This is a genomic window from uncultured Treponema sp., assembly GCF_945873775.1.
Classification (GTDB): Bacteria; Spirochaetota; Spirochaetia; order Treponematales; family Treponemataceae; genus Treponema_D.
Genome location: NZ_CAMCEC010000033.1, coordinates 1 through 19,390 on the forward strand (window position 1 = coordinate 1; position 19,390 = coordinate 19,390).

16 protein-coding genes, 1 tRNA gene and 1 pseudogene are annotated in these 19,390 nt (G+C 39.9%); 7 read left to right on the forward strand and 11 right to left on the reverse strand.

The features are described from left to right. Nucleotides 1-197 precede the first annotated feature (197 nt). Nucleotides 198-1,937 (forward strand): energy-dependent translational throttle protein EttA, encoded by a 1,740-nt coding sequence (gene ettA, locus Q0N70_RS11535; protein ID WP_294016909.1) that lies wholly within the window; start codon nt 198-200, stop codon nt 1,935-1,937. Between the two features lie 252 nt (nt 1,938-2,189). Here ettA and Q0N70_RS11540 read toward each other — a convergent pair whose 3' ends face one another. After that, on the reverse strand, nt 2,190-2,873 hold the full coding sequence (locus tag Q0N70_RS11540; RefSeq protein WP_294016911.1) for a hypothetical protein: 684 nt from the start codon (nt 2,871-2,873) through the stop codon (nt 2,190-2,192). Nucleotides 2,874-3,217: 344 nt separating this feature from the next. Here Q0N70_RS11540 and Q0N70_RS11545 point away from each other — a divergent pair, with 344 nt between their 5' ends. Further along, complete coding sequence (locus Q0N70_RS11545; RefSeq protein ID WP_294016913.1) at nt 3,218-4,813, forward strand: AAA family ATPase; 1,596 nt, start codon at nt 3,218-3,220, stop codon at nt 4,811-4,813. A 77-nt stretch (nt 4,814-4,890) separates the two neighbouring features. Then, a complete protein-coding gene (locus tag Q0N70_RS11550; protein WP_294016915.1) occupies nt 4,891-5,730 on the forward strand; it encodes a Cof-type HAD-IIB family hydrolase in 840 nt (279 codons plus the stop codon). 3 nt (nt 5,731-5,733) lie between these two features. Here the strand turns inward: Q0N70_RS11550 and Q0N70_RS11555 are convergent, their stop codons facing one another. After that, nucleotides 5,734-7,506 carry a phosphoglucomutase gene (locus tag Q0N70_RS11555; RefSeq protein ID WP_294016917.1) on the reverse strand — a complete coding sequence of 591 codons (1,773 nt, stop codon included), beginning with the start codon at nt 7,504-7,506 and terminating at the stop codon, nt 5,734-5,736. Nucleotides 7,507-7,744: 238 nt separating this feature from the next. Here Q0N70_RS11555 and lysS point away from each other — a divergent pair, with 238 nt between their 5' ends. Genes lysS through Q0N70_RS11570 form a run of 3 tightly spaced genes read left to right on the forward strand, consistent with a single transcriptional unit; the run spans nt 7,745 to nt 10,574 of the window. Continuing rightward, on the forward strand, nt 7,745-9,361 hold the full coding sequence (lysS, locus tag Q0N70_RS11560) for a lysine--tRNA ligase (RefSeq protein WP_294016919.1): 1,617 nt from the start codon (nt 7,745-7,747) through the stop codon (nt 9,359-9,361). Nucleotides 9,362-9,404: 43 nt separating this feature from the next. Beyond that, the gene (locus tag Q0N70_RS11565) at nt 9,405-10,037 is read left to right on the forward strand and encodes a hypothetical protein (RefSeq protein ID WP_294016921.1); all 633 of its coding nucleotides are present in this window, start codon (nt 9,405-9,407) and stop codon (nt 10,035-10,037) included. 57 nt (nt 10,038-10,094) lie between these two features. Beyond that, a complete protein-coding gene (locus tag Q0N70_RS11570) occupies nt 10,095-10,574 on the forward strand; it encodes a small multi-drug export protein (protein WP_294016923.1) in 480 nt (159 codons plus the stop codon). A gap of 41 nt (nt 10,575-10,615) precedes the next feature. On the opposite strand, the gene Q0N70_RS11575 is transcribed toward Q0N70_RS11570, so the two are convergent. From Q0N70_RS11575 to Q0N70_RS11595, 5 genes are all read right to left on the reverse strand, one after another. Beyond that, nucleotides 10,616-10,852: a type II toxin-antitoxin system MqsA family antitoxin gene (locus Q0N70_RS11575; protein WP_294016925.1), complete on the reverse strand. Its 237-nt coding sequence runs from the start codon at nt 10,850-10,852 to the stop codon at nt 10,616-10,618. Further along, the gene (locus Q0N70_RS11580) at nt 10,852-11,187 is read right to left on the reverse strand and encodes a DUF4258 domain-containing protein (RefSeq protein WP_294016927.1); all 336 of its coding nucleotides are present in this window, start codon (nt 11,185-11,187) and stop codon (nt 10,852-10,854) included. The genes Q0N70_RS11575 and Q0N70_RS11580 overlap by 1 nt, the downstream gene beginning before the upstream one ends. 57 nt (nt 11,188-11,244) lie before the next feature. Continuing rightward, nucleotides 11,245-12,276 (reverse strand): phosphate acetyltransferase, encoded by a 1,032-nt coding sequence (pta, locus tag Q0N70_RS11585; protein ID WP_294016929.1) that lies wholly within the window; start codon nt 12,274-12,276, stop codon nt 11,245-11,247. Between the two features lie 32 nt (nt 12,277-12,308). After that, nucleotides 12,309-12,382: transfer RNA gene (locus tag Q0N70_RS11590), tRNA-Pro, on the reverse strand. Between the two features lie 60 nt (nt 12,383-12,442). Continuing rightward, a complete protein-coding gene (locus tag Q0N70_RS11595) occupies nt 12,443-13,537 on the reverse strand; it encodes a type I restriction enzyme HsdR N-terminal domain-containing protein (protein ID WP_294016931.1) in 1,095 nt (364 codons plus the stop codon). A 700-nt stretch (nt 13,538-14,237) separates the two neighbouring features. Between Q0N70_RS11595 and Q0N70_RS11600 the strand changes: the two genes are divergently transcribed. After that, nucleotides 14,238-15,260 carry a branched-chain amino acid aminotransferase gene (locus Q0N70_RS11600; RefSeq protein WP_013702282.1) on the forward strand — a complete coding sequence of 341 codons (1,023 nt, stop codon included), beginning with the start codon at nt 14,238-14,240 and terminating at the stop codon, nt 15,258-15,260. A gap of 59 nt (nt 15,261-15,319) precedes the next feature. On the opposite strand, the gene Q0N70_RS11605 is transcribed toward Q0N70_RS11600, so the two are convergent. The 4 genes and pseudogenes from Q0N70_RS11605 to Q0N70_RS12310 all read right to left on the reverse strand — a co-directional run. Beyond that, nucleotides 15,320-16,672, reverse strand: coding sequence for an MATE family efflux transporter (locus Q0N70_RS11605; protein WP_294016934.1), 1,353 nt, complete (start codon nt 16,670-16,672; stop codon nt 15,320-15,322). Between the two features lies 1 nt (nt 16,673). After that, on the reverse strand, nt 16,674-17,780 hold the full coding sequence (locus tag Q0N70_RS11610) for a DNA adenine methylase (protein ID WP_294016935.1): 1,107 nt from the start codon (nt 17,778-17,780) through the stop codon (nt 16,674-16,676). 282 nt (nt 17,781-18,062) lie between these two features. After that, on the reverse strand, nt 18,063-18,869 hold the full coding sequence (locus Q0N70_RS11615) for a leucine-rich repeat domain-containing protein (RefSeq protein WP_294016937.1): 807 nt from the start codon (nt 18,867-18,869) through the stop codon (nt 18,063-18,065). A 90-nt stretch (nt 18,870-18,959) separates the two neighbouring features. Next, a pseudogene (locus Q0N70_RS12310) lies at nt 18,960-19,280 on the reverse strand (InlB B-repeat-containing protein); the annotation flags it as partial. Nucleotides 19,281-19,390: the final 110 nt, after the last annotated feature.

Here is a 19,390-nt window from a genome sequence, read left to right on the forward strand (position 1 = left end):
AGCATCGTAAAATTATGGAATCAGGAGTTCCTTGCTATTGACAAATATCATAGGAAATTAGTCCTCCTTCATCATCCTCGGATTTGCTTTTTGGTCATTGTGGCAAGCCCGGGGATGATTTTTTTTGCAGTTCATTTTATTCATCTCAACTTTCCCCTTCATTGCAAATTATCGGCATATAAATTACAATTAGGTGTATGGCAAAGACTGTAGACGATAAGAAAATTATTTACACAATGGATCGGGTTTCCCGCGCTTACGGGACTAAAGTTGTTCTTAAAGACATAAGCATTTCATATTATTACGGAGCAAAAATCGGCGTTATTGGTGAAAACGGCGCTGGTAAGTCTTCTTTATTTAAAATCCTTGCGGGCGTTGACAATGATTTTACAGGCGAAACTCATTTGCTGCCTGGATTCACAATGGGATATTTGGAACAGGAACCGCAACTTGAGGCAGGAAAAACTGTAAAGGAAATTGTAATGGAAGGCGTAAAGCCGATTACAGATTTGCTTGCTGAATTTGATAAAGTGAACGAAGCGTTTGGCGACCCTGACGCTGACTTTGACAAGCTTTGCGCAAGACAGGCTGAGCTTCAGGAAAAACTTGATGCTGCGGACGCATGGAATCTGGACACAAATCTTGAGCTTGCAATGGACGCGTTAAGATGTCCGCCAGCTGATCAAGTTGTGGATGTGCTTTCTGGAGGTGAACGTCGCCGTGTTGCATTGTGCCGCCTTCTTCTTCAGCAGCCGGATATTTTGCTTTTGGACGAACCTACAAACCACCTTGATGCTGAAACTGTTGCCTGGCTTGAACGCCATCTTCGCGACTACAAAGGTACAATAATTGCGATTACTCACGACCGTTACTTCCTTGACAATGTTGCAGGCTGGATTCTTGAAATGGACAGAGGTGAAGGCTATCCGTTTAAAGGAAATTATTCTGAATGGCTTGAAGCAAAAGAAAAGCGTCTTGAGCAGGAAGAAAAGCAGGCTTCAGTCCGTCAGCGTGAAATGAAAGAAGAACTTGAATGGATTCACGCAGGCGCAAAAGGCAGGCAGGCAAAGCACAAGGAACACATCACAAAGTATGAGCAGCTTTTGGCGGAAGAGCAGAAGCGTGTTCAGCTTAAAGACAGCCAGATTTCAATTCCGGCAGGACCTCGCCTTGGAAGCCTTGTAATTGAAGCTAACGGACTTACAAAATCATTTGGCGACAAATTGCTTTTTGAAAACCTTGACTTTGCAATTCCTGCTGGTGCTGTTGTTGGCGTTGTAGGTCCGAACGGCGCGGGAAAAACTACTTTGTTCAAAATGCTTGCAAAGGCTGCCAGAGGTGAAGGAGAAGAAACTCCAGATTCCGGCACGATAAAAGTTGGCGATACTGTAAAACTTGTTTATGTGGACCAGATGAGAAGCAAACTTGACCCGGACAAGACAGTGCTTGAGCTTCTTTCTGGAGGAGCTGACCTTATAAAACTTGGCGCGGTTGATGAAAAAGGACGGCCTGTAAATGGAGCGTTGCGCGAAGTAAATGCCCATGCGTACTGCTCCTGGTTTAACTTTAACGGCGCAGAGCAGAACAAAAAAATCAGCGTGCTTTCCGGCGGAGAAAAAAACAGACTGAACATGGGGCTTATGTTCAAGGAAGCGGGAAACGTTTTGCTTTTGGACGAGCCTACAAACGACCTTGATATTTCTACAACACGTTCGTTTGAAGAAGCCATCAACACTTTTGCAGGCTGTGTTCTTGTAATCAGCCACGACCGCTATTTTCTTGACCGTATCTGCACTCACATTCTTGCGTTTGAAAACAACAGCGAAGTCAAATGGTTTGAAGGCAACTGGAGTGAATACGTAGAATGGAAGAAAAACGTCCTTGGAATTGACGATGACCATCCTCACAAAACCATGTACCGCAAGCTCACAAGGTAAGCGTACAACTGTAAAAAAAAAGGATGCCCGACTGGACATCCTTTTTTTTTGTGCCATAAAACCAATGTGATGCTACTTATTACTAGGCGGATTGTTGCCGCGACTTCCACCGCTTGGGTTTCCTGTTGTTGAAGGCATTCTTCCGCCTTCACCTGCGTGGCTTTTGCCTGGTTTTACAGTTGTCTTTCCCATTTGTATGCTCCTTTAAAATGAATTTCAGTAGTTGTATATTTTTGTTTTTGAATATTTTTATTAGTTTTTTGGAACTATAGATGTAATTGTTATTGTGCCAGGATAACAGGTTCGTTTCTCTGAAGCTGTATCTATATCTTGTGTTTCTATTACCGTTGTGACTGTAAGATGTCCTTTAAATTCATATATCGCATTATCAATATTGGTATTATACGTAGTATTACTAATTTTTTTCTCTTGACTGAATTGCGCTGGAGTCCTCGTTTCTTCTGTTAAAATCACACCTTGAATTTCTTTTATATCATCGCTTAGCTTATATATTCCGTAATAGATTTTAACATCTTTCTCTGGTGTTTTGAAAACATCATTTAAATAAAGATCATCGGAATTAGAATATTGAAAACTTTCTTTTAGTTCTGCTGATGTCATTGCAAAACCATAATGGCAATCGTATCCAGCATCTGTCATTTTTTTTATATCTTCAGAAGTGTAAAAAAATTTATATTTGTTGGGCAATACTCCAGAAATATTGTTTATATTTAGTGAATTGTATTCGGTCTTTAAATTTTCAGCTAATTCAATTTTATATTCACAACCTAATGAAACATCACTAAGATGAATAATGTGCCATTCAGATTTGGGTGAAACTTCTCCTGCTTGAGATTCTACACATCCTCCGTCATCGCAGCTTAACAATGCAGCCAGCATAAACATGCTTGTAAAAATAATAATAAGTTTTTTCAAAGTTTTAATAAAATAACTCCTTGTTAATTTTGTTGCTCTATCTTACCCCCCCCCCGGCACTTTGTCAAGAGATTTGTTTGCTTTTTAGAGATTTTATTTATTGCACAAGTTAACTTAATTAACTTGTTAAAGTAAGTTAATTAAGTTAATATTGAAGCATGAATGACATAGAAGAACTTAGGAAAAAAATGGAATCTCTTCCAGCTGGCGGAATTACGGCAAAAACGATAAAAGGAAAAAAATATCTTTATTATCAATGGACAGAAAACGGCAGGCAGTTTTCGCGGACTGTAAAAGAAAAAGAAGCTGAGCTTTTAAAAGCTCAAATAGAAGAGAGAAAATTTTTGCAGGAAAAATTAAAGGAGATGAGGAATTCTAAAATTCCTGTTTCTTCAGCAATGATTAAAAAAGTTAATGCCTATAACTGTGATGTCAGAATTGGAGAATCTCTAAAAATTTTTGCGGCATCTGTAAGTTCTTATAAAAAACGTTATATATATGAAGTTATAAAAAATTTTATATATAATGAAACGCATGATAAGGTATTTATTCTTTATGGTCTGCGAAGAACTGGAAAAACTACTTTAGTCCGTCAGATTATTTATAATATGCTGGAAAGTAATTTTTCTAAATCAGTTTTTATTCAGATAAATTCAAATAATACGCTTTCTGATGTAAACAAGGATTTAAAAGTGCTGGAAGCTAAAGGCTATAAATATGTCTTTATTGATGAAGTTACACTGATGGATGATTTTATTGATGGAGCTGCTCTTTTTTCTGATGTTTTTGCTACTAGCGGAATGAAGATAGTTCTTTCTGGAACAGATTCTCTTGGTTTTATTTTTTCTGAAGATGAGCAGCTTTATGATCGATGCATTCTTTTGCATACAACATTTATTCCGTTTCGGGAGTTTTATGATGTTCTTGGAATTCAAAGTATTGATGAATATATTAAATATGGCGGAACGATGAGCCGCAGCGGTGAAAATTATAATAATTTAATTTTTGGTACAAAGCAGAGTACCGATGAATATGTGAATACTGCAATTGCCAGAAACATACAGCATTCGCTTAAGAATTATCAATATGAAGATCATTTTAGAAATCTCTATGAACTATATGAAAAACATGAACTGACAAATGTAATCAACAGAATTGTAGAAGATATGAATCATCGTTTTACTATTGATGTTTTGACGCGCGATTTTAAATCCCATGATTTTGGCTTGGCGCAAAGAAATGTTCGTAATGATAGAAATAATCCTACAGATATTCTTGATACTGTTAATAAACCGAAGTTCTTAAAAAATCTTATGAAGGCTTTGGAGATTTTAAATAAACAGAATCAGACTGTAGAAATCAAGGATGTTCATCGCAAGGAAATTAAAGAATACTTGGATATGCTAGATTTGACTTGTGATATTCCTGTTGTTTCTATGACTGATTTGAATAATAGAGTTTTTTTTACTGTTTTTACTCAGCCAGGCTTGCGTTATTCGCAGGCGGAATCTCTTATAAAAAGCCTTATGATGGATGACATTTTTAAAAATATTTCCGCAATTGATAGAAAAAGAATTACAGATAAAATTCTTGATGATGTAAAAGGTCGTATTCTTGAGGAAATTGTTTTGCTGGAAACTAAAAAAGCTAATCCTGAAAAGGATATATTTAAACTTAAATTCGCTGTAGGTGAATTTGATATGGTTGTATATGATTCTGAAAATGTTAACTGTAAAATATATGAGATTAAGCACAGCAAAGAAATTTCCAAAGAGCAGTACCATCATCTTGTCGATACAAAAAAATGTGAACAGACAGAATTTCGCTATGGTAAAATTTTGAGTAAGGTAGTTTTATATAGAGGAAAAAACTCAGAAACAGAAGAGGGAATTTTGTATAGGAATGTGGAGGAATATCTTTTAGAACTTGGCAAACATTAAAGCTGTCTTTATAAATCCCATTGAAACAACTTTATGTGTAGTTTATAATCTGCCAAGATTTTTTATGCGAGGTTTATATGGCAAAGCTTCCTTCTTGCGCTCTTGATGTAAAGCTTATTGCGCTTGACTTGGACGACACTCTTTTGGATTCAAATCGAAAAATCAGTGATAAAAATGTGCAGGTACTGCAGGAATGCGCTCGCCGTGGAATTTATGTTGTGCTTTGCTCTGGGCGTGCGGAAGATGGAATTCTGCCTTTTGTGCGCAGAATGGACATTGCGGGCAGCGAGTTTGGGAAATTCATAATTGCAATAAACGGATGCAGTGTTTTTGATATGCACGAGCGCAAGCAGATTTACACTTGCAGCGTTGATTCTTCTGTTCTTTTAAAGGCTAATTCCGAAGCTGAAAAAATGGGGCTTAGAAGTGAAGTTTATTCACCGGACACAATTTTCTATGCTGAAGAGACTCCCTGGACGCGCAAGGATGTTGATATGTGCGGTTTGAAAGGCAAAGTTATAGACGACTATGAAACTTTCCTGCGTGAAAAAAAATTTCCCAAAATGCTTGTTCCGGGCGAGCCTGAAACTCTTCAAGTGCTGCAAAAAAAACTTAAAGATGAACTTGGAGATTCCGCCGTTATTTTTACAAGCAAACCGTACTTTCTTGAAATCCTTCCGCCGAACTGTGGAAAAGGAGAATCCATCAACTGGCTTGCTGACTACATTGGAATTCCACGCGCATCTACAATGGGATTCGGAGACAGCATGAACGATGAAAGCATGATTGCAAAATGCGGCTACGGCGTGTGCATGAGCAATGGAATTGACTACATAAAAAACGCCGCTGACTTTATCACTGAAAAAGATAACGATTCAAGCGGCGTTGGCGACTTTATAGAAAAATATGTTTTGTAATTTTTAAGATTCAATGTCCGCTTTTTGCAGAAGCTCTGTTTCCCATTCGAGCAGGGCTTTTTCTTCTTGCGTCCCGTTTCCTTTTACATCGCACATAATTCTAAAGACTGGCTCTGTTCCGCTTGGACGCATCCAGATAAATGCGACTGGCTGATTTTCACTGTCCATAAATTTTACTTTAAGTCCGCCGTTTGCGTTGTTCCAGTTTTGATCGGCTGCAGTTTCTTTTGTGCCGTTTGTCGTGAATGCTTCGTAGCTTGCGATTCCGTATTCATTTTTGAGCTGCTCTTTTTTTTCTTCCCAAGACGAAATGAATTCTTTTTTGAAATTTTCCTTTAGCTTGCCTTTGTCTTGCATTTTTACTTGAAGAACTGCGCGGCTTTCGCTTACGCCAGTTGTTGTGTATTCGGGCAGTGTTGAAATAACGTCATCGAGTGTAAAGTTGTCTTTGTATTTTTTTTCTTGGCCGGACATCTTGCACCACAAATGGAACAATCCAATCTTGTTTTTTGTGTCCCGCAGCGCAAGAAGCTTTACAAGCGCGAAGATTGTAGCGACTGGATCCCTTACCGCAGAAGGGTATGTTATGTTTCCGCCGTTGCTTCCTTCCCCGAATATTCTTACGTTGAAACCTTCGCTTCTTTTTTCACGTGCAAGGTTCACTACATTGGCTTCTCCAACTTCCGCGCGGAATAGTTTTGCATTCAGGCTGGCGCAGATTTCGTCAATTCTCATGGAAGTAGGGCAGTTTACAGCTACTGCAAGATTTTTAGCGTCAGGATTTTTCCAGTATTCAAATGCAAGTTCCGACATTACACACAGCGCGAACACTTCTTGTGCTGGCACTGTTTTTGCCTCTTTGCCGTTCCAGTAGACAATGTTTCCGCGGTCGCCGTCGCAGTCCGGCATATAACCAAGCAGGGCTGATTTGTTTCCTTCTTTCTGAAGCTCATTGATTTTCTGCGCGCAATGCACAAGATTTTCTGGCTCTGGAATTATTGCATGGACAATTTTATCTTCGTTGAATGGAATAAAACCGATTCCGCTTTCCGGGATAAATTTTTTATCTATTGAAGTTGCTCTGGCGGAACCGTTCATATCGCACACAATGCTAAGTGGATTTTTCTGCGCTGCTTTTTTTAAAATGCTGAACAGCTTATGCTGAAATAAAATTTTTGGATTTCCGGCTATTACGGTCTTTATAAATTTTTCGTAGGCGGCAAGAGACTTTTTTTTATACTTGGCGCATTTTGCGTACACATTTTCAACTTGTGTCTTTTGCGCCTTGAATGCAAGTGAAAGTGCGTGGTCTTCTGCTCCGGCTGAACTGCATTTTGCTGCAAAGCTTTCCGCTAGTTTTTTTGATTCCCCGGCTTCAAGAACGCCTCCGTTGTTCAGTCCGAATTTTATTCCGTTGTGTCCTATTGGATTGTGGCTTGCTGAAATGTAGAGGAATCCGTCATGCTTTTTTGAGTACGCCATTATTTCCGGGGCGGCGGCAGTTCCAAGAAAAACAACTTTTATTCCGCAGGCGCAAAGTCCTTGAATTACATTGAGCGCGATTTCTTTTCCTGTGGGGCGGGTGTCTGTTGCCACAACAACTGCCGGCTCTTTTTTGCCCGTCTTTGAAATTATATATTCAGCGAATGTTTCTGCAATTAAAAGACAGAGAAAACTGTTTGCTTCTCCGATTTTTGGCGAAGTATCTTCCGCATCCATGCTTTCTGCAAAAACTTTTCTCCAGCCGGACGCCGATAAAATCATATTGTGTTCCATAATGTGCCCATTATAACGCTTTTGCCATGGATGTGAAAACACCTGAATATATTTGTAATTTGATGAGTTTAACGTAGAAAAAAATGTTCAAAATGTCTTGGTTGATATTTTTTATCGCATATTTAGATTTGTGCAAGTTAATTGTTGGTTTTTAAACAGTGCTGGGAAAGAAAGGTTGTCTTTCCTCCAAAATCTTGCGTTGCACATTGCCTTTGTTTTCAATATAATAATCCGCATTATGTCAGAAAGAAACGAAAAAGAACTTTGCCACTGGGCAGACCAGCAGGCTTCAAGAATTATCAAGCAGAAAGGCGACCTTGACCTTTATACCTGCGCTTCTGGAATTACACCGAGCGGAACAGTTCACATTGGAAATTTCCGCGAAATTATTACTGTAGATTTGATTGTGCGTGCTCTTCGCGACCGTGGCAAGAATGTGCGCTTTATTTATTCCTGGGACGACTACGACGTTTTCAGAAAAGTTCCGGGCAATATGCCTCAGCCGGAAGTTCTTGAAAAATATCTGCGCTATCCAATCACAATGGTTCCGGACACTTTTGGACGCGATGAAAATTATGCGCGCCACCACGAAGTTGACATTGAAACTCAGCTTCCGCGTGTTGGAATCCATCCTGAATTTTTATATCAGGCGAGCCGCTACCGTGCAAACCGTTATGCAGAAGGAATGAAAAAGGCTTTGCAAAACCGCGAGCTTATAAAAGAATGCCTGAACGAATACCGCGACGAGCAGCACAAAATGAAGCCGGAAGATGTTTACTGGCCAGTAGCCGCTTTCTGCTGCAAATGCAATAAAGACGAAACAGAAATTCTTGATTACGACGGCGAGTACGGCGTTACATATAAATGCAAGGCTTGCGGACATGAAGAAAAAGGAGATCTTCGCACTTCAAAAGAATTCAAGCTGGGCTGGCGTGTTGACTGGCCTATGAGATGGAACGAAGAAAAAGTTGTATTCGAGCCGGGCGGAAAAGACCACATTTCTCCGGGCGGAAGCTACGACACTGCAAAACTTGTAAGCAAAAAAGTTTTCGGTTGGGATGCTCCTGTTACAATGAAGTACGACTTTGTAAAGCTCAAGGGCGTTCCTGGAAAAATGTCGTCATCAAAAGGAAAAGTAATTTCGCTTGTTGACGCTCTTGAAGTTTATCAACCGGAAGTTCTGCGCTACATTTTTGCCATGAACAAAGTTGACCACGAGTTCAGCATCAGTTTTGATTTGGACGTTGTTACAATATACGAAGCCTACGACAAGACAGAGAGAATCGCCTGGGGAATCGACAAGGCAAAGAATGAAGATTTGTTCCTCAAGGAAAAACGAATTTACGAACTTAGCCAGATTGAAAACGGAATGCCGAAAGTTCAGCCGTACCAGATTGGATTCCGCTTGCTTACAACTTTGCTTCAGACTTATTCTGGCGACATCGATGCTGTTATTGCTTCTCTCAAGGATGTAAAGGAAGAACAGAAGGAAACTTTGCGCCGCCGCTGTGAATGCGCTTGGTACTGGATAAAAGAAAGCGCTCCTGACTGTGCTCCAGATTTCTGCTTTACTTTAAGAGAAGACGGTTCTAAGGCTGAAGATATTTCGGGTGAAATGCTGACTGCTGTGCGCCGTGTACGTGATGAAGTTGTTCCGCGCCTTGAAACTTTTGCAGTTGACAAGGAATGCCAGCAGGCGATGTACGACATTGCAACGGAACTTGGACTTGAGTCAAAAGCATTGTTTACAGCTTTGTATCATGCTTTGATTGGAAAAGATCAGGGGCCGCGTCTTGCAAGTTTCTTTAGGATTATCGGAAAAGAAAAACTCCAGAAAATCCTGAGCGTATATTAAAAAAATATTTGTCCCGATAAACTAGCTGTCTTGGGTTGTTCAAATGAAGAAGAAAATTTATTTTTCACTTGCGCTGAATATTCTAATTGCCGCATTCGAAATTGCCGCTGTGATTTTGTCTTTGCTTGAATATGGCGGATTTAGTTTCTTTAAATTTTATACACAGGACAGCAATATTCTTTTGGGGATTTCGTGCGCTGTTATGGCATTTTGTAAAATCCGCTTTTTATGTTCAGGCAAAAAAATTTCTGATTCAGTAAAATTATTTACTTACATTGCGGTTTGCTGCACAACACTCACGATTACAGTTGTCCTTGCCTTGCTTATTCCAAATGCCGGCGGATATACAATGAAGAATTTCAGCCATTATATGCTTGAAGGTTCCGGGCTTTTTATGCATTTTATTTGTCCTGTTTTGGCTTTGGTTTCGTTCATTTGCTTTGAAGAAATTCCGCTGAAATTTTCACGTACTGTTTGCGCTATTGTTCCCACGCTGATTTATGCGGTTGTGCTTTTTGTCTTGAACATTGCCCGTGTTTTGGTCGGTCCGTATTTTTTCCTTCATGTTTATGAGCAGAGTGTTCTTGCTTCCGTGGGCTGGACGTTTGTTGTAATCGGCGGAAACTATTTAATGAGCGTTGGAATCTGGGCGGCATCTAGGAAAAAATCATTTTGAAAACTGCATTTTGCGTTGCAGTTGCGAATGATTTCTTATATATGCTAAAATGAATTTATGTTAAAAAATTTTCTTTGGGTATTTTTTATTTCGATGGTGCCTCTTATAGAGCTTAGGGGCGCGATTCCTGTTTCTCAGGCATTAAAATTGCCGGTGATTTCTTCTTACATTGTCAGCATAATTGGAAATATGATTCCTGTTCCTTTTATTTTTTTGTTTGCAAGAAAATTTTTGGAGTGGGGGAAGGACAAGCGTCTTGTAGGCGGAATCTGCCGTTTCTTTTTATTGAGAGGAACTTCTGCCGGTGAAAAAATGCAGGCAAAGACTGGACGCGGACTTTATTTTGCGCTTTTTCTTTTTGTAGGAATTCCGCTTCCGGGAACTGGCGCTTGGACTGGAACTCTTGCAGCTAGTCTTTTGGACTTGGACGGAAAAAAGACATCTCTTGCCGTTATGGGAGGCGTTCTGCTTGCCGGTGTTATTATGCTTGTTTTGACATTGCTGGGATTTGGAGCTGCAAGCGCAGTCGCCGGATAAAAAGTTAAATTAAAAAAGCTGCCCGTTTGGACAGCTTGTGTTTATGCTGCTGTCTTGTAGTCAGTAACAGCAATTTCTGTAACACTTTCTTTTAGCTTGTTTACAATCTTTTCGATGTTTTTTGCAACTTCATCAGTAAAAAGTTCTTCCCCGCATTGCGAGCATTTTAGGCATGGAACGTTGCGGATGATTACAATGCATTTTCCAAGATCTGCCATGAATGTTGTAAGAGCTTCTTTCATTTCTCCTTTGCAGAAAAAGCAGTTTTCATTTTTCATTATAGTCCTCCTGTCTTTTTTCTTGTATCAAAATTTTCGTTCCAGTTTTCTGAACTTGGATAATATGCAGTTATCATCCATATATATTCTTCATTTGAACTGCAGCAGATATGCAGACTGCGGTTTGCTTCTGTTTTTCCAAGAATAAGACAACTTGGAACAGGATAGTCATCTGCGTATTGCTCTATAATTCTGCCGTTCATTATAGCATTTTCAATATCAGTCTGGCTAATTCCCCGCTGAATAAGCCTTGTAAGAATGTGCCTTGTCCAACGGATTTTATGCTCTTTGCAAAGTTCCTGTATTTTTTTCAAATTGATATTCTTTGATTCCATTGCATTTATTATAGCATAAAATTAAAAAAGCTGCCCGTTTGGACAGCTTATGTTTGTTTATGCCTGCAATGCTGTAACTGCTACAGTTGCTGCGATGTCGTCAACGTTGCAGCCACGGCTAAGGTCGTTAAGCGGTTTTGCGAATCCTTGGCATACAGGTCCAATCGCCATCCAGCCGCCCATTCTTTGAGCAATCTTGTAGCCAATGTTTCCTGCGTTGATATTTGGGAATACAAAAACATTTGCGTGTCCTGCAACTTTGCTGCCTGGAGCTTTTAACTCGCCGACTTCAGGAGCAACTGCGGCGTCAAACTGAAATTCTCCGTCCAATGCCAAGTCTGGTGCTTTTTCCTGCGCGAGCTTTACAGCTTCCTGAACTTTTGGAACGCTCTTAAAGAACTTGTCGTCGTTTCCGCTTCCTTTTGTGCTGAAGCTTAACATGGCGACTCTTGGTTCGATTCCTGCAATTTTCTTAGCTGTGTCGGCTGTTGCAACTGCGATGTCTGCAAGCTCTTCACTTGAAGGCTCGATGTTGATTGCGCAGTCAGCAAGAAGCGCAACGCCTTCCTTTATGTATTTGTTTCCGCATTCCGGGGCAACCATGATAAAACTTGATGAAACTGTTTTTATTCCAGGCGCAGTCTTTATAACCTGAAGTCCTGGGCGCAATGTGTTTGCAGTTGAATGGCAAGCGCCGCTTACAAATCCGTCCGCATCTCCTGCCTTGAGAATAAGAGCACCAAACATTGTGCGGTCTTTGAGAATATAATTTTTTGCATCCTGAACTGTAGGATATTCCGCCTGTCCAGTTTTCTTGTTGATTTTGCCTTCACGTGTTTTGAACAAAAGTTCCGCATACTTGTCTGTGTCCGGGCTTGTTGCAGGATCTACAAGTTCGATTCCTGAAAGGTCAACTCCCGGAGCTGCTTTTGCGCATTCTTCTGCGTTTCCAATAAGGATGATTTTTGCAATTCCTTCCTTTACAATTTTTGCAGCTGCTTCAACAACGCGCTTGTCCTCGCCTTCGCAAAGAACAATTTTTTTTCCGGCTGATTTAGCCTTTTCTTTTAACTGTGAAACAAAATCCATAATGCACCTTCTTTGATTATTTTGTATGAAAATCGGGCAACCGGAATTTGAATCCGGGACCTCGTGCCCCCCAGACACGCACGCTAACCAACTGCGCTATTGCCCGAAAAGCACTGCAATTATATCAAATCCAAAACTGATTGGCAACTTGGGGAGGAAAATGGTTCTAGTTTATTTCCCGGACAATTTCTGCGCCGATGATTTTTTTCAGTTTAATACCTATGATGTTATCAGAATATACGGATTTCCAGTGGTTTTCAAATATTGGATTGCTTCTGTCGGCTTCACCTAAATTTGATACTTTGTATATAAGAATTCTTTCTTTGTCGCAGATTCCCATCAACTTTGAATGTAACATTCTGGCATACGAAAGGCATTGGCTGAATGCTTTCTGTTGTTCAAGCACAGATGACATGTCGTATTTTGCTTCTATTACAAATGGCGCGTTTTCAAAATGTTTTTCACCTTTTGCGAAAAATACAAAATCAGGAATGGCTTTTTCATTTCTTCCGGCTTTTAAAGCCAGCTGCCTTGTCCAGTCTGTTTCCCTATATCCAATCTTTTTGAGAAAAGGAATCAGTATATTTTCTTCAACATCTTTTTCAATTTTTATAATGCCGAAATTTACATTTGAACTGTTGAACAGCTTGGGAAGTTTTTCAGTTTTGTAGTTTGGATCTTTTTCACGGAAAAGCCGCATGAGATTTTCGTAATCCTCTGCACTTAGTTCTTTGCCGTTTAACCCCTGAAGATTTCCTCTTACTATTGGAACTTGTGAAAAATATTTGTCATTTTTCAAATCATGTATATTGACGTGAGGCACCTTTATTCCGTTGCATATTGTTGATCTGCAATGATAGTAATCGAATGGATTGAAAAAGCCGCCTGAATCTGCACGCCATATTGAGTGGATGTAGCTTCTTGGAGATTTGCAGTACATTACGATTATATCACCGCGCTTTGTGTGCTCATTACATGCCCATATATTATCTTGATTATAAGATGTGCCTTTTCCTAAATTATCAAGATATTCAAAGTCTTTTCCGCCTGCACCTCCGCCCGTAAACCAAATATTTGTAGGCACTGGAAGTTCTTGGTTTTTATTTTCTTCTAGCATCATAGGAGCAAAACCGTAAAGACAGGCGCAAAATTCTTCATCGTTAAGATTGTTGTCATCGGCAAAAGTGTGAAATGCATCATTAAGCTGTAAATAGTAATCGACATAATCCTTGTAATCTTTTGATTTTGGAATGTCCGGCATATTGCAACCAAGCGCATCACAGTATTTTTGTATTATGTCAAATCTTGAGGAAAAAAGAATTGGAAAGAATGATGATGTATAAAAATAAAACAAGAATAATGAAAAACAGTCCATTAAAGCTGCTTTATCTCTATAAGAATCTGATGTGCAAAAAAATGTGTCATCAAGAACAAACTGTTTTTTTTCATCATCTGGATGACAGTGCTTTATGCTATAGTTAAAAAAGAAATTGTTCAGTTTTGTTTTTGTTAGCGATTTATTTATCTTTGGTAACTTGATATTTCCTAAGTGTGCATTTATGCGTAATGTATTTACAACACAGCAAATATATTTTATACGATCTGAATTGCAACATTTTAAATAGTTTAATAAATCTTCAATTTTTTTAAATGGATTGTCAGAACAATTTTCATCAAGCGTGAATAAATCCAGCAATTTTTGACCTTCAGCAGATTTTTTATATAGTTCCCATAATTTTTTATTCATGATTATTAAATTCTCTATTAAGTTTGAAAAATTTCAGTATGGAAATAAGGTGCTTTCAATAAATCAATTGTAGCACATTCTATTTTTACTGTATATGTAAAGATTTTGTTTTTTTGTGAGCCATTCCTCCCCTAATTGTTTGATTTTTTCATTTGTGTTAATATGTTTGTAAAATTCTTGCCGGCATGGAAATACCGGTTTTTTGAGGTGAAGTATGGCAAAGAATATTGATTGGGCGAATCTTCCTTTTGGTTATCAGGTAACAGATAAGAGATTTGTTGCTAACTACAAAAACGGCGCATGGGATGCAGGCGAGCTTACTTCCGATGCTACTGTGCATATTTCTGAGTGCGCTGGAGTTCTTCAGTATGCCCAGACTTGCTTTGAAGGTCTAAAAGCGTATACAACAAAAGACGGCAGAATTGTTACTTTCCGCCCGGACTTGAACGCTGACCGCATGGCTTCTTCCTGCGAGCGTCTTGAAATGCCGGTGTTCCCAAAAGAGCGTTTTGTTCAGGCTGTGCTTGATACTGTAAAAGCGAATATTGACTGGGTTCCTCCTTTTGGAAGCGGCGCGACTTTGTATATCCGTCCATATATGTTCGGTTCAAATGCTGTAATCGGTGTAAAGCCTGCTGATGAATATCAGTTTAGAATTCTTGTTACTCCTGTAGGTCCGTATTTCAAGGGCGGAGTCAAGCCGATTGTTGTCCGCATTTCAGACTTGGACAGAGCCGCTCCTCATGGAACAGGCGACATAAAAGCCGGCCTTAACTATGCGATGAGCCTTCACAATATAATGGACGCACACAGAAACGGCTTTGCAGAGAATATGTATCTTGATCCTGCGACACATACTTATATTGAAGAAACTGGCGGAGCAAACATTCTCTTTGTTACAAAAGACGGAAAGCTTGTTACTCCAAAGTCAAACAGCATTCTTCCTTCAATCACACGCCGCTCTTTGATTCAGGTTGCAAAAGATTATCTTGGAATTGAAGTTGAGGAGCGCAAGATTAACAAGAACGAGCTTGCGGACTTTGCAGAATGCGGACTTTGCGGAACTGCCGCTGTAATTTCTCCAATCGGAAAAATTGTTGACCACGGAACAGAAATCAATGTTCCAAGCGGAATGGAAGAAATCGGACCTGTTCTTAAAAAGCTCCGTGAAACTTTAACTGGAATTCAGATGGGCGAAATAAAAGCTCCGGAAGGTTGGATTTACGAAATAAAATAAACGGAAAATATTCAGCTTGTTGCGGTAAATCCCTGGCTACAGTCAGGGATTTTTTTATGTCATTGTTCTATGCTGAATTTTTTCTTTCTGATAATCAGGTATGAAGATATTACTGCTGTTCCGGTTATTATCCAGCTGATTGGATAGATATTCATTATTGTTTCAAACGAAGGAAATTTTTTGAATACGGTTGCAAGCCAGGTAAGCCGCAAGAAACATGAGCCTGCCAATGTAAGAATTGCCGGAAGCATTGAGTATCCCATTCCGCGCAAAGCTCCTGCTGTAATTTCGTAGCTGCTTGTAAGAAATTCAAGGGACTCTACATGAACTAGTCTTATGAGCGCAAACGCAATTACCGCTTCATCCACGGTGTAAACTCTAATCACTGCTCTTCTAAAGAACACAAACACAAAGCACATTGCTCCGGAAATAATCACGCTGCATAGCATTGAAAGCCTGTAGATTTTTTTGCATCTGCTGAATTTTTTTGCACCGTAGTTCTGGCTTGTGAATGTTGTGGCTGCCTGAGTGAACGCGCTTACGACAAAGTATGAAAAATATTCAAAGTTAAGCGCCGCCGCCGAGCCTGCCATTGCGTTGCTTCCAAATGAATTTATTCCGCCTTGAATGCAAATGTTTGAAAAGCAGAAAACCATTCCCTGCAAGCCAGCCGGAACTCCTATGCGCGCGATTTTTGCAAGTTGGTTTTTGTTTATATGAAGTTTTCTTAAATCCAGCCTGAGCGACTCTTCTTCATTCAGCAAAAAGAAAATTATCATGGCCGCGCTTACATAGTTTGAAATTACAGTTGAAATTGCAACTCCTGCGACTCCCATTCTGAAAACGATTACAAACACAAGATTTAGGATAACGTTGAGAATTCCTGCCGCAATCAAACAGTACAAAGGACGGTTTGAGTCTCCCTTGCTTCTTAGAACTGCCGAGCCAAAGTTATATACCATGACCGCCGGCATTCCAAGAAAATAAATGCGCAGGTAAAGAGATGCAAGAACAAGAACTTCGTCAGGCGTTCCGATTGCTTCAAGAATTGGCTTTGAAAGGAGAGGTCCTATGACTGCAAGAAAAATTCCGCTTATGACTGCCACGGAAATTACTGTGTGCACCGCCGACTTGATTTCGTCTTTTCTGTTCTGGCCGATTAAAGTTGCAATAAGAACATTTGCGCCGATCGACATTCCCACAAAAATATTTATGATTAAGTTGATTATTGGAGCGTTGTTTCCTACCGCCGCTAAAGATGTGCTTCCAGAAAATCTTCCAACGACTGCCACATCTGCGGAATTGAAAACTTGCTGAAGTATGCTACTTGCCGCGAATGGAAGTGAAAACACCAGAATCTTTCCAAGAAGCGGGCCGTTAAGCATGTCAACTGAATTTTTTCCTGCGCTCATTTTACGACTTCTCCAGAACAAAAAGATATTCGGAAACGTGGATGTTTCTTGCGTTGAGGTTTCGCGAGCCTCTGAATGTATTGTATGCGATTTCAACGGTTTTAAGTTTTCCGTATTTTTCAAGCATGGATTTCATTTCGCCGAATTTTATAAATCCCTCTGAATTATATGAAACAATTACGAATTTTGCATCAAGCGCGCTGATTATTTTTTCCATGGAATCCAATGCGCTGTGCTTTTTGTTGAACATTGAGCGGTTCCAGTTCGCAGGAATTCCAGAAACTTTGCTGAGCTTTGCGTCCGGCATTTTGTTTTGCGCGATTATATTCAGCATGAAATAATTTGAGCCGTAAGGATGCTGATTGTAAGGCGGATCTAAATATGCGATGTCAATTTTTTTCAGCTTGGAAGAAAGCTTAACCGTGTCTTCTTTGTAGATTTCAGTTTTTGACTTGAAGTTGCTGAACACTGGAACTGGAAGCTCCACTTGCCCCATGATTCTTGAAAGCGCATTTTTTCCTGTTCCGCCAAAGCAGCCAAGCCCAGTGTTTTTGTTTTTGTAGAATCCTTTGAAAATTCCAGAAGTGTTCACATGTACAGAAGCTTCCGTTAAAAGCGGCGCAATAAAAAATTTCTTGTATTCATCGCAGTCAACAAGTTCGTCTATGAGCGTGCGGTAGGAATCGATTCGTTCCGCGTTTTCCCTTGTGTAAAAAGCCCGCTCGCCTGCTTGAATGTCCTCTGTGTTTTTTGGCGCGTAGTTTTTGCAGATTATTCCGGGAATTTTTTGCTCGAAGAATTCTTTTTCAATTGATTTTCTGTAGCTGAAATATTTTTCGCTGTCAAAGTCTTTCTTGTTAAAAAGGTAGCAGCTGTTTAGGATTGAAGAGTAGTCTTCCAAGTCGTTTACGATTACTGTTGAAGAATATTGCTTGAGCATCCGCGCTACAATTCCTGAGCCTGAAAATAAATCCGCGCAGACAAGCTTCTGCTTTTTTAGCTTTGATTTTATCTGTTCAATTTCGGGGCGGATGTTTCCAATCAGAATCCGTTTGTTTCCGATGTAAGTTATAATTTGCGTTGTCAGGTAGTCTGTGTTTTCTGCCATTTTTTGTTCCTCGCAAATTCAGCGGAATGTTTTACAGTTTCTGTTTTGCTCAAGGATTTTCATAAGGAATTTTCTGTGTTCTAAAGATACTCCAGAAAGCAAGGAACTTCAAGGGATTTTTATGCTGAAAAATTGCCACAAGGACAGGAGAGCTTCAACCGAGTTTGCTTCGCAAACATCGCGGGTCAAGCCCGACAATGACAGGGCGTTTTGTCATTCCCATGCTCCGACACGGGAATCTCGGCATAGGATTGCTGGGTCTATGCCCGGCAATTATAGAGGCTAGTTGCTCTGGCTGAAATCATAGTTGTAGATTTTTTCTGCGGAATCAAAACTGTTGTTACCACCGGCCAAAGAACTCGATGTTATTTTACAGTCAGTTTCAGAACCCGCTATACGGACGTTTTTTAAGACTGTACACTCATAAAAAGCACAATCTCCTATAGAAAGCTCATTTGTCAGAATATTCACGGTTTCAAGGCTGGAACAATAACTAAATGTATAACCTGTAAGTGTTTTAACTTCAGTTCCTAACGTAACTTCCTTCAATGCGGTGCACTGATGAAACATAGAGTCACCAGTTGTTTTTGAGTTAACTACAGTACTTTCAAGCGCATTGCATCCTATAAAAGCATACTGACCTATTTCAATTACAGTACTTGGAATTGTTACAGACTTAAGAACTCTGCAATTGGAAAAAGCTTGGTTTTCGATGGACTGTACACCTTCTTCAATTACAACGCTGGCAAGTTTTTGGCAAGACGAAAATGCGTAGGTCGATATAGCCTTTACATTACCGGGAATCGCAATGCTTTTTAATTCTGAACTAGCAAAAGCATTTGCACAAATTGTTACCGCCGTGTCTGATTTTGGGATAATTACGGTTTCCAGTTCCGACTTATAAAACGCCTTGTTACCTATTTTTTCAACAGATGCCGGAAGTACGATTCCTGCAAGACCTCTGCAATCATTAGATGCATTGCTGAATGCGTTGGAAGGTATCTCTGTAATGGTTGTAGCACTTAAATCCAAGCAGACTTTTTTTCCATACAATACTTCTTTTAGAGCGGTAAAATCATCGGCTGTCATATCGCCGCTTATGGAAACCGTGTGCGTTTCTCCGTCATCTGGAAGAGCTCGAATCAGCCCCGGAGCACCAGCGGCGGTAAGCGTCCATTTTGCATAAAGAGTGATGTCTGCGGTTACAGTGATTTTTGCTTTGTCAGCGTAGTTCGTGCCAGTTCCATCGTCTTTTGTGTTCCAGCCCGCAAATATGTAGCCGTCTTTTGTGAATGTGCTTTCTGGAAGCGTGATTTCTGTTCCGACAATTTCTGTTATGCTTTCGATTGTGCCACTTCCGCCGTTTGCGTCAAATGTTACGGTGTAGGTTGCTTTTGAATTTGTTACCTGCTCGCTGTCATCATCAGAGCCTCCGCTTGAGCCGTCCGAACATGAAGTGAACGAGAGCGCAATGCTAAGTGCAAGAATGCAGCTTAAAATCCAATGGGGGGGGTAGTGGAATGGGTGTTAAATTTCATTTTGTCTCCATAAAAATAGCTTTGAAAATCATTAAGGCCCCAGGTTTATCATGCTAAGATAGATAAGTCCAT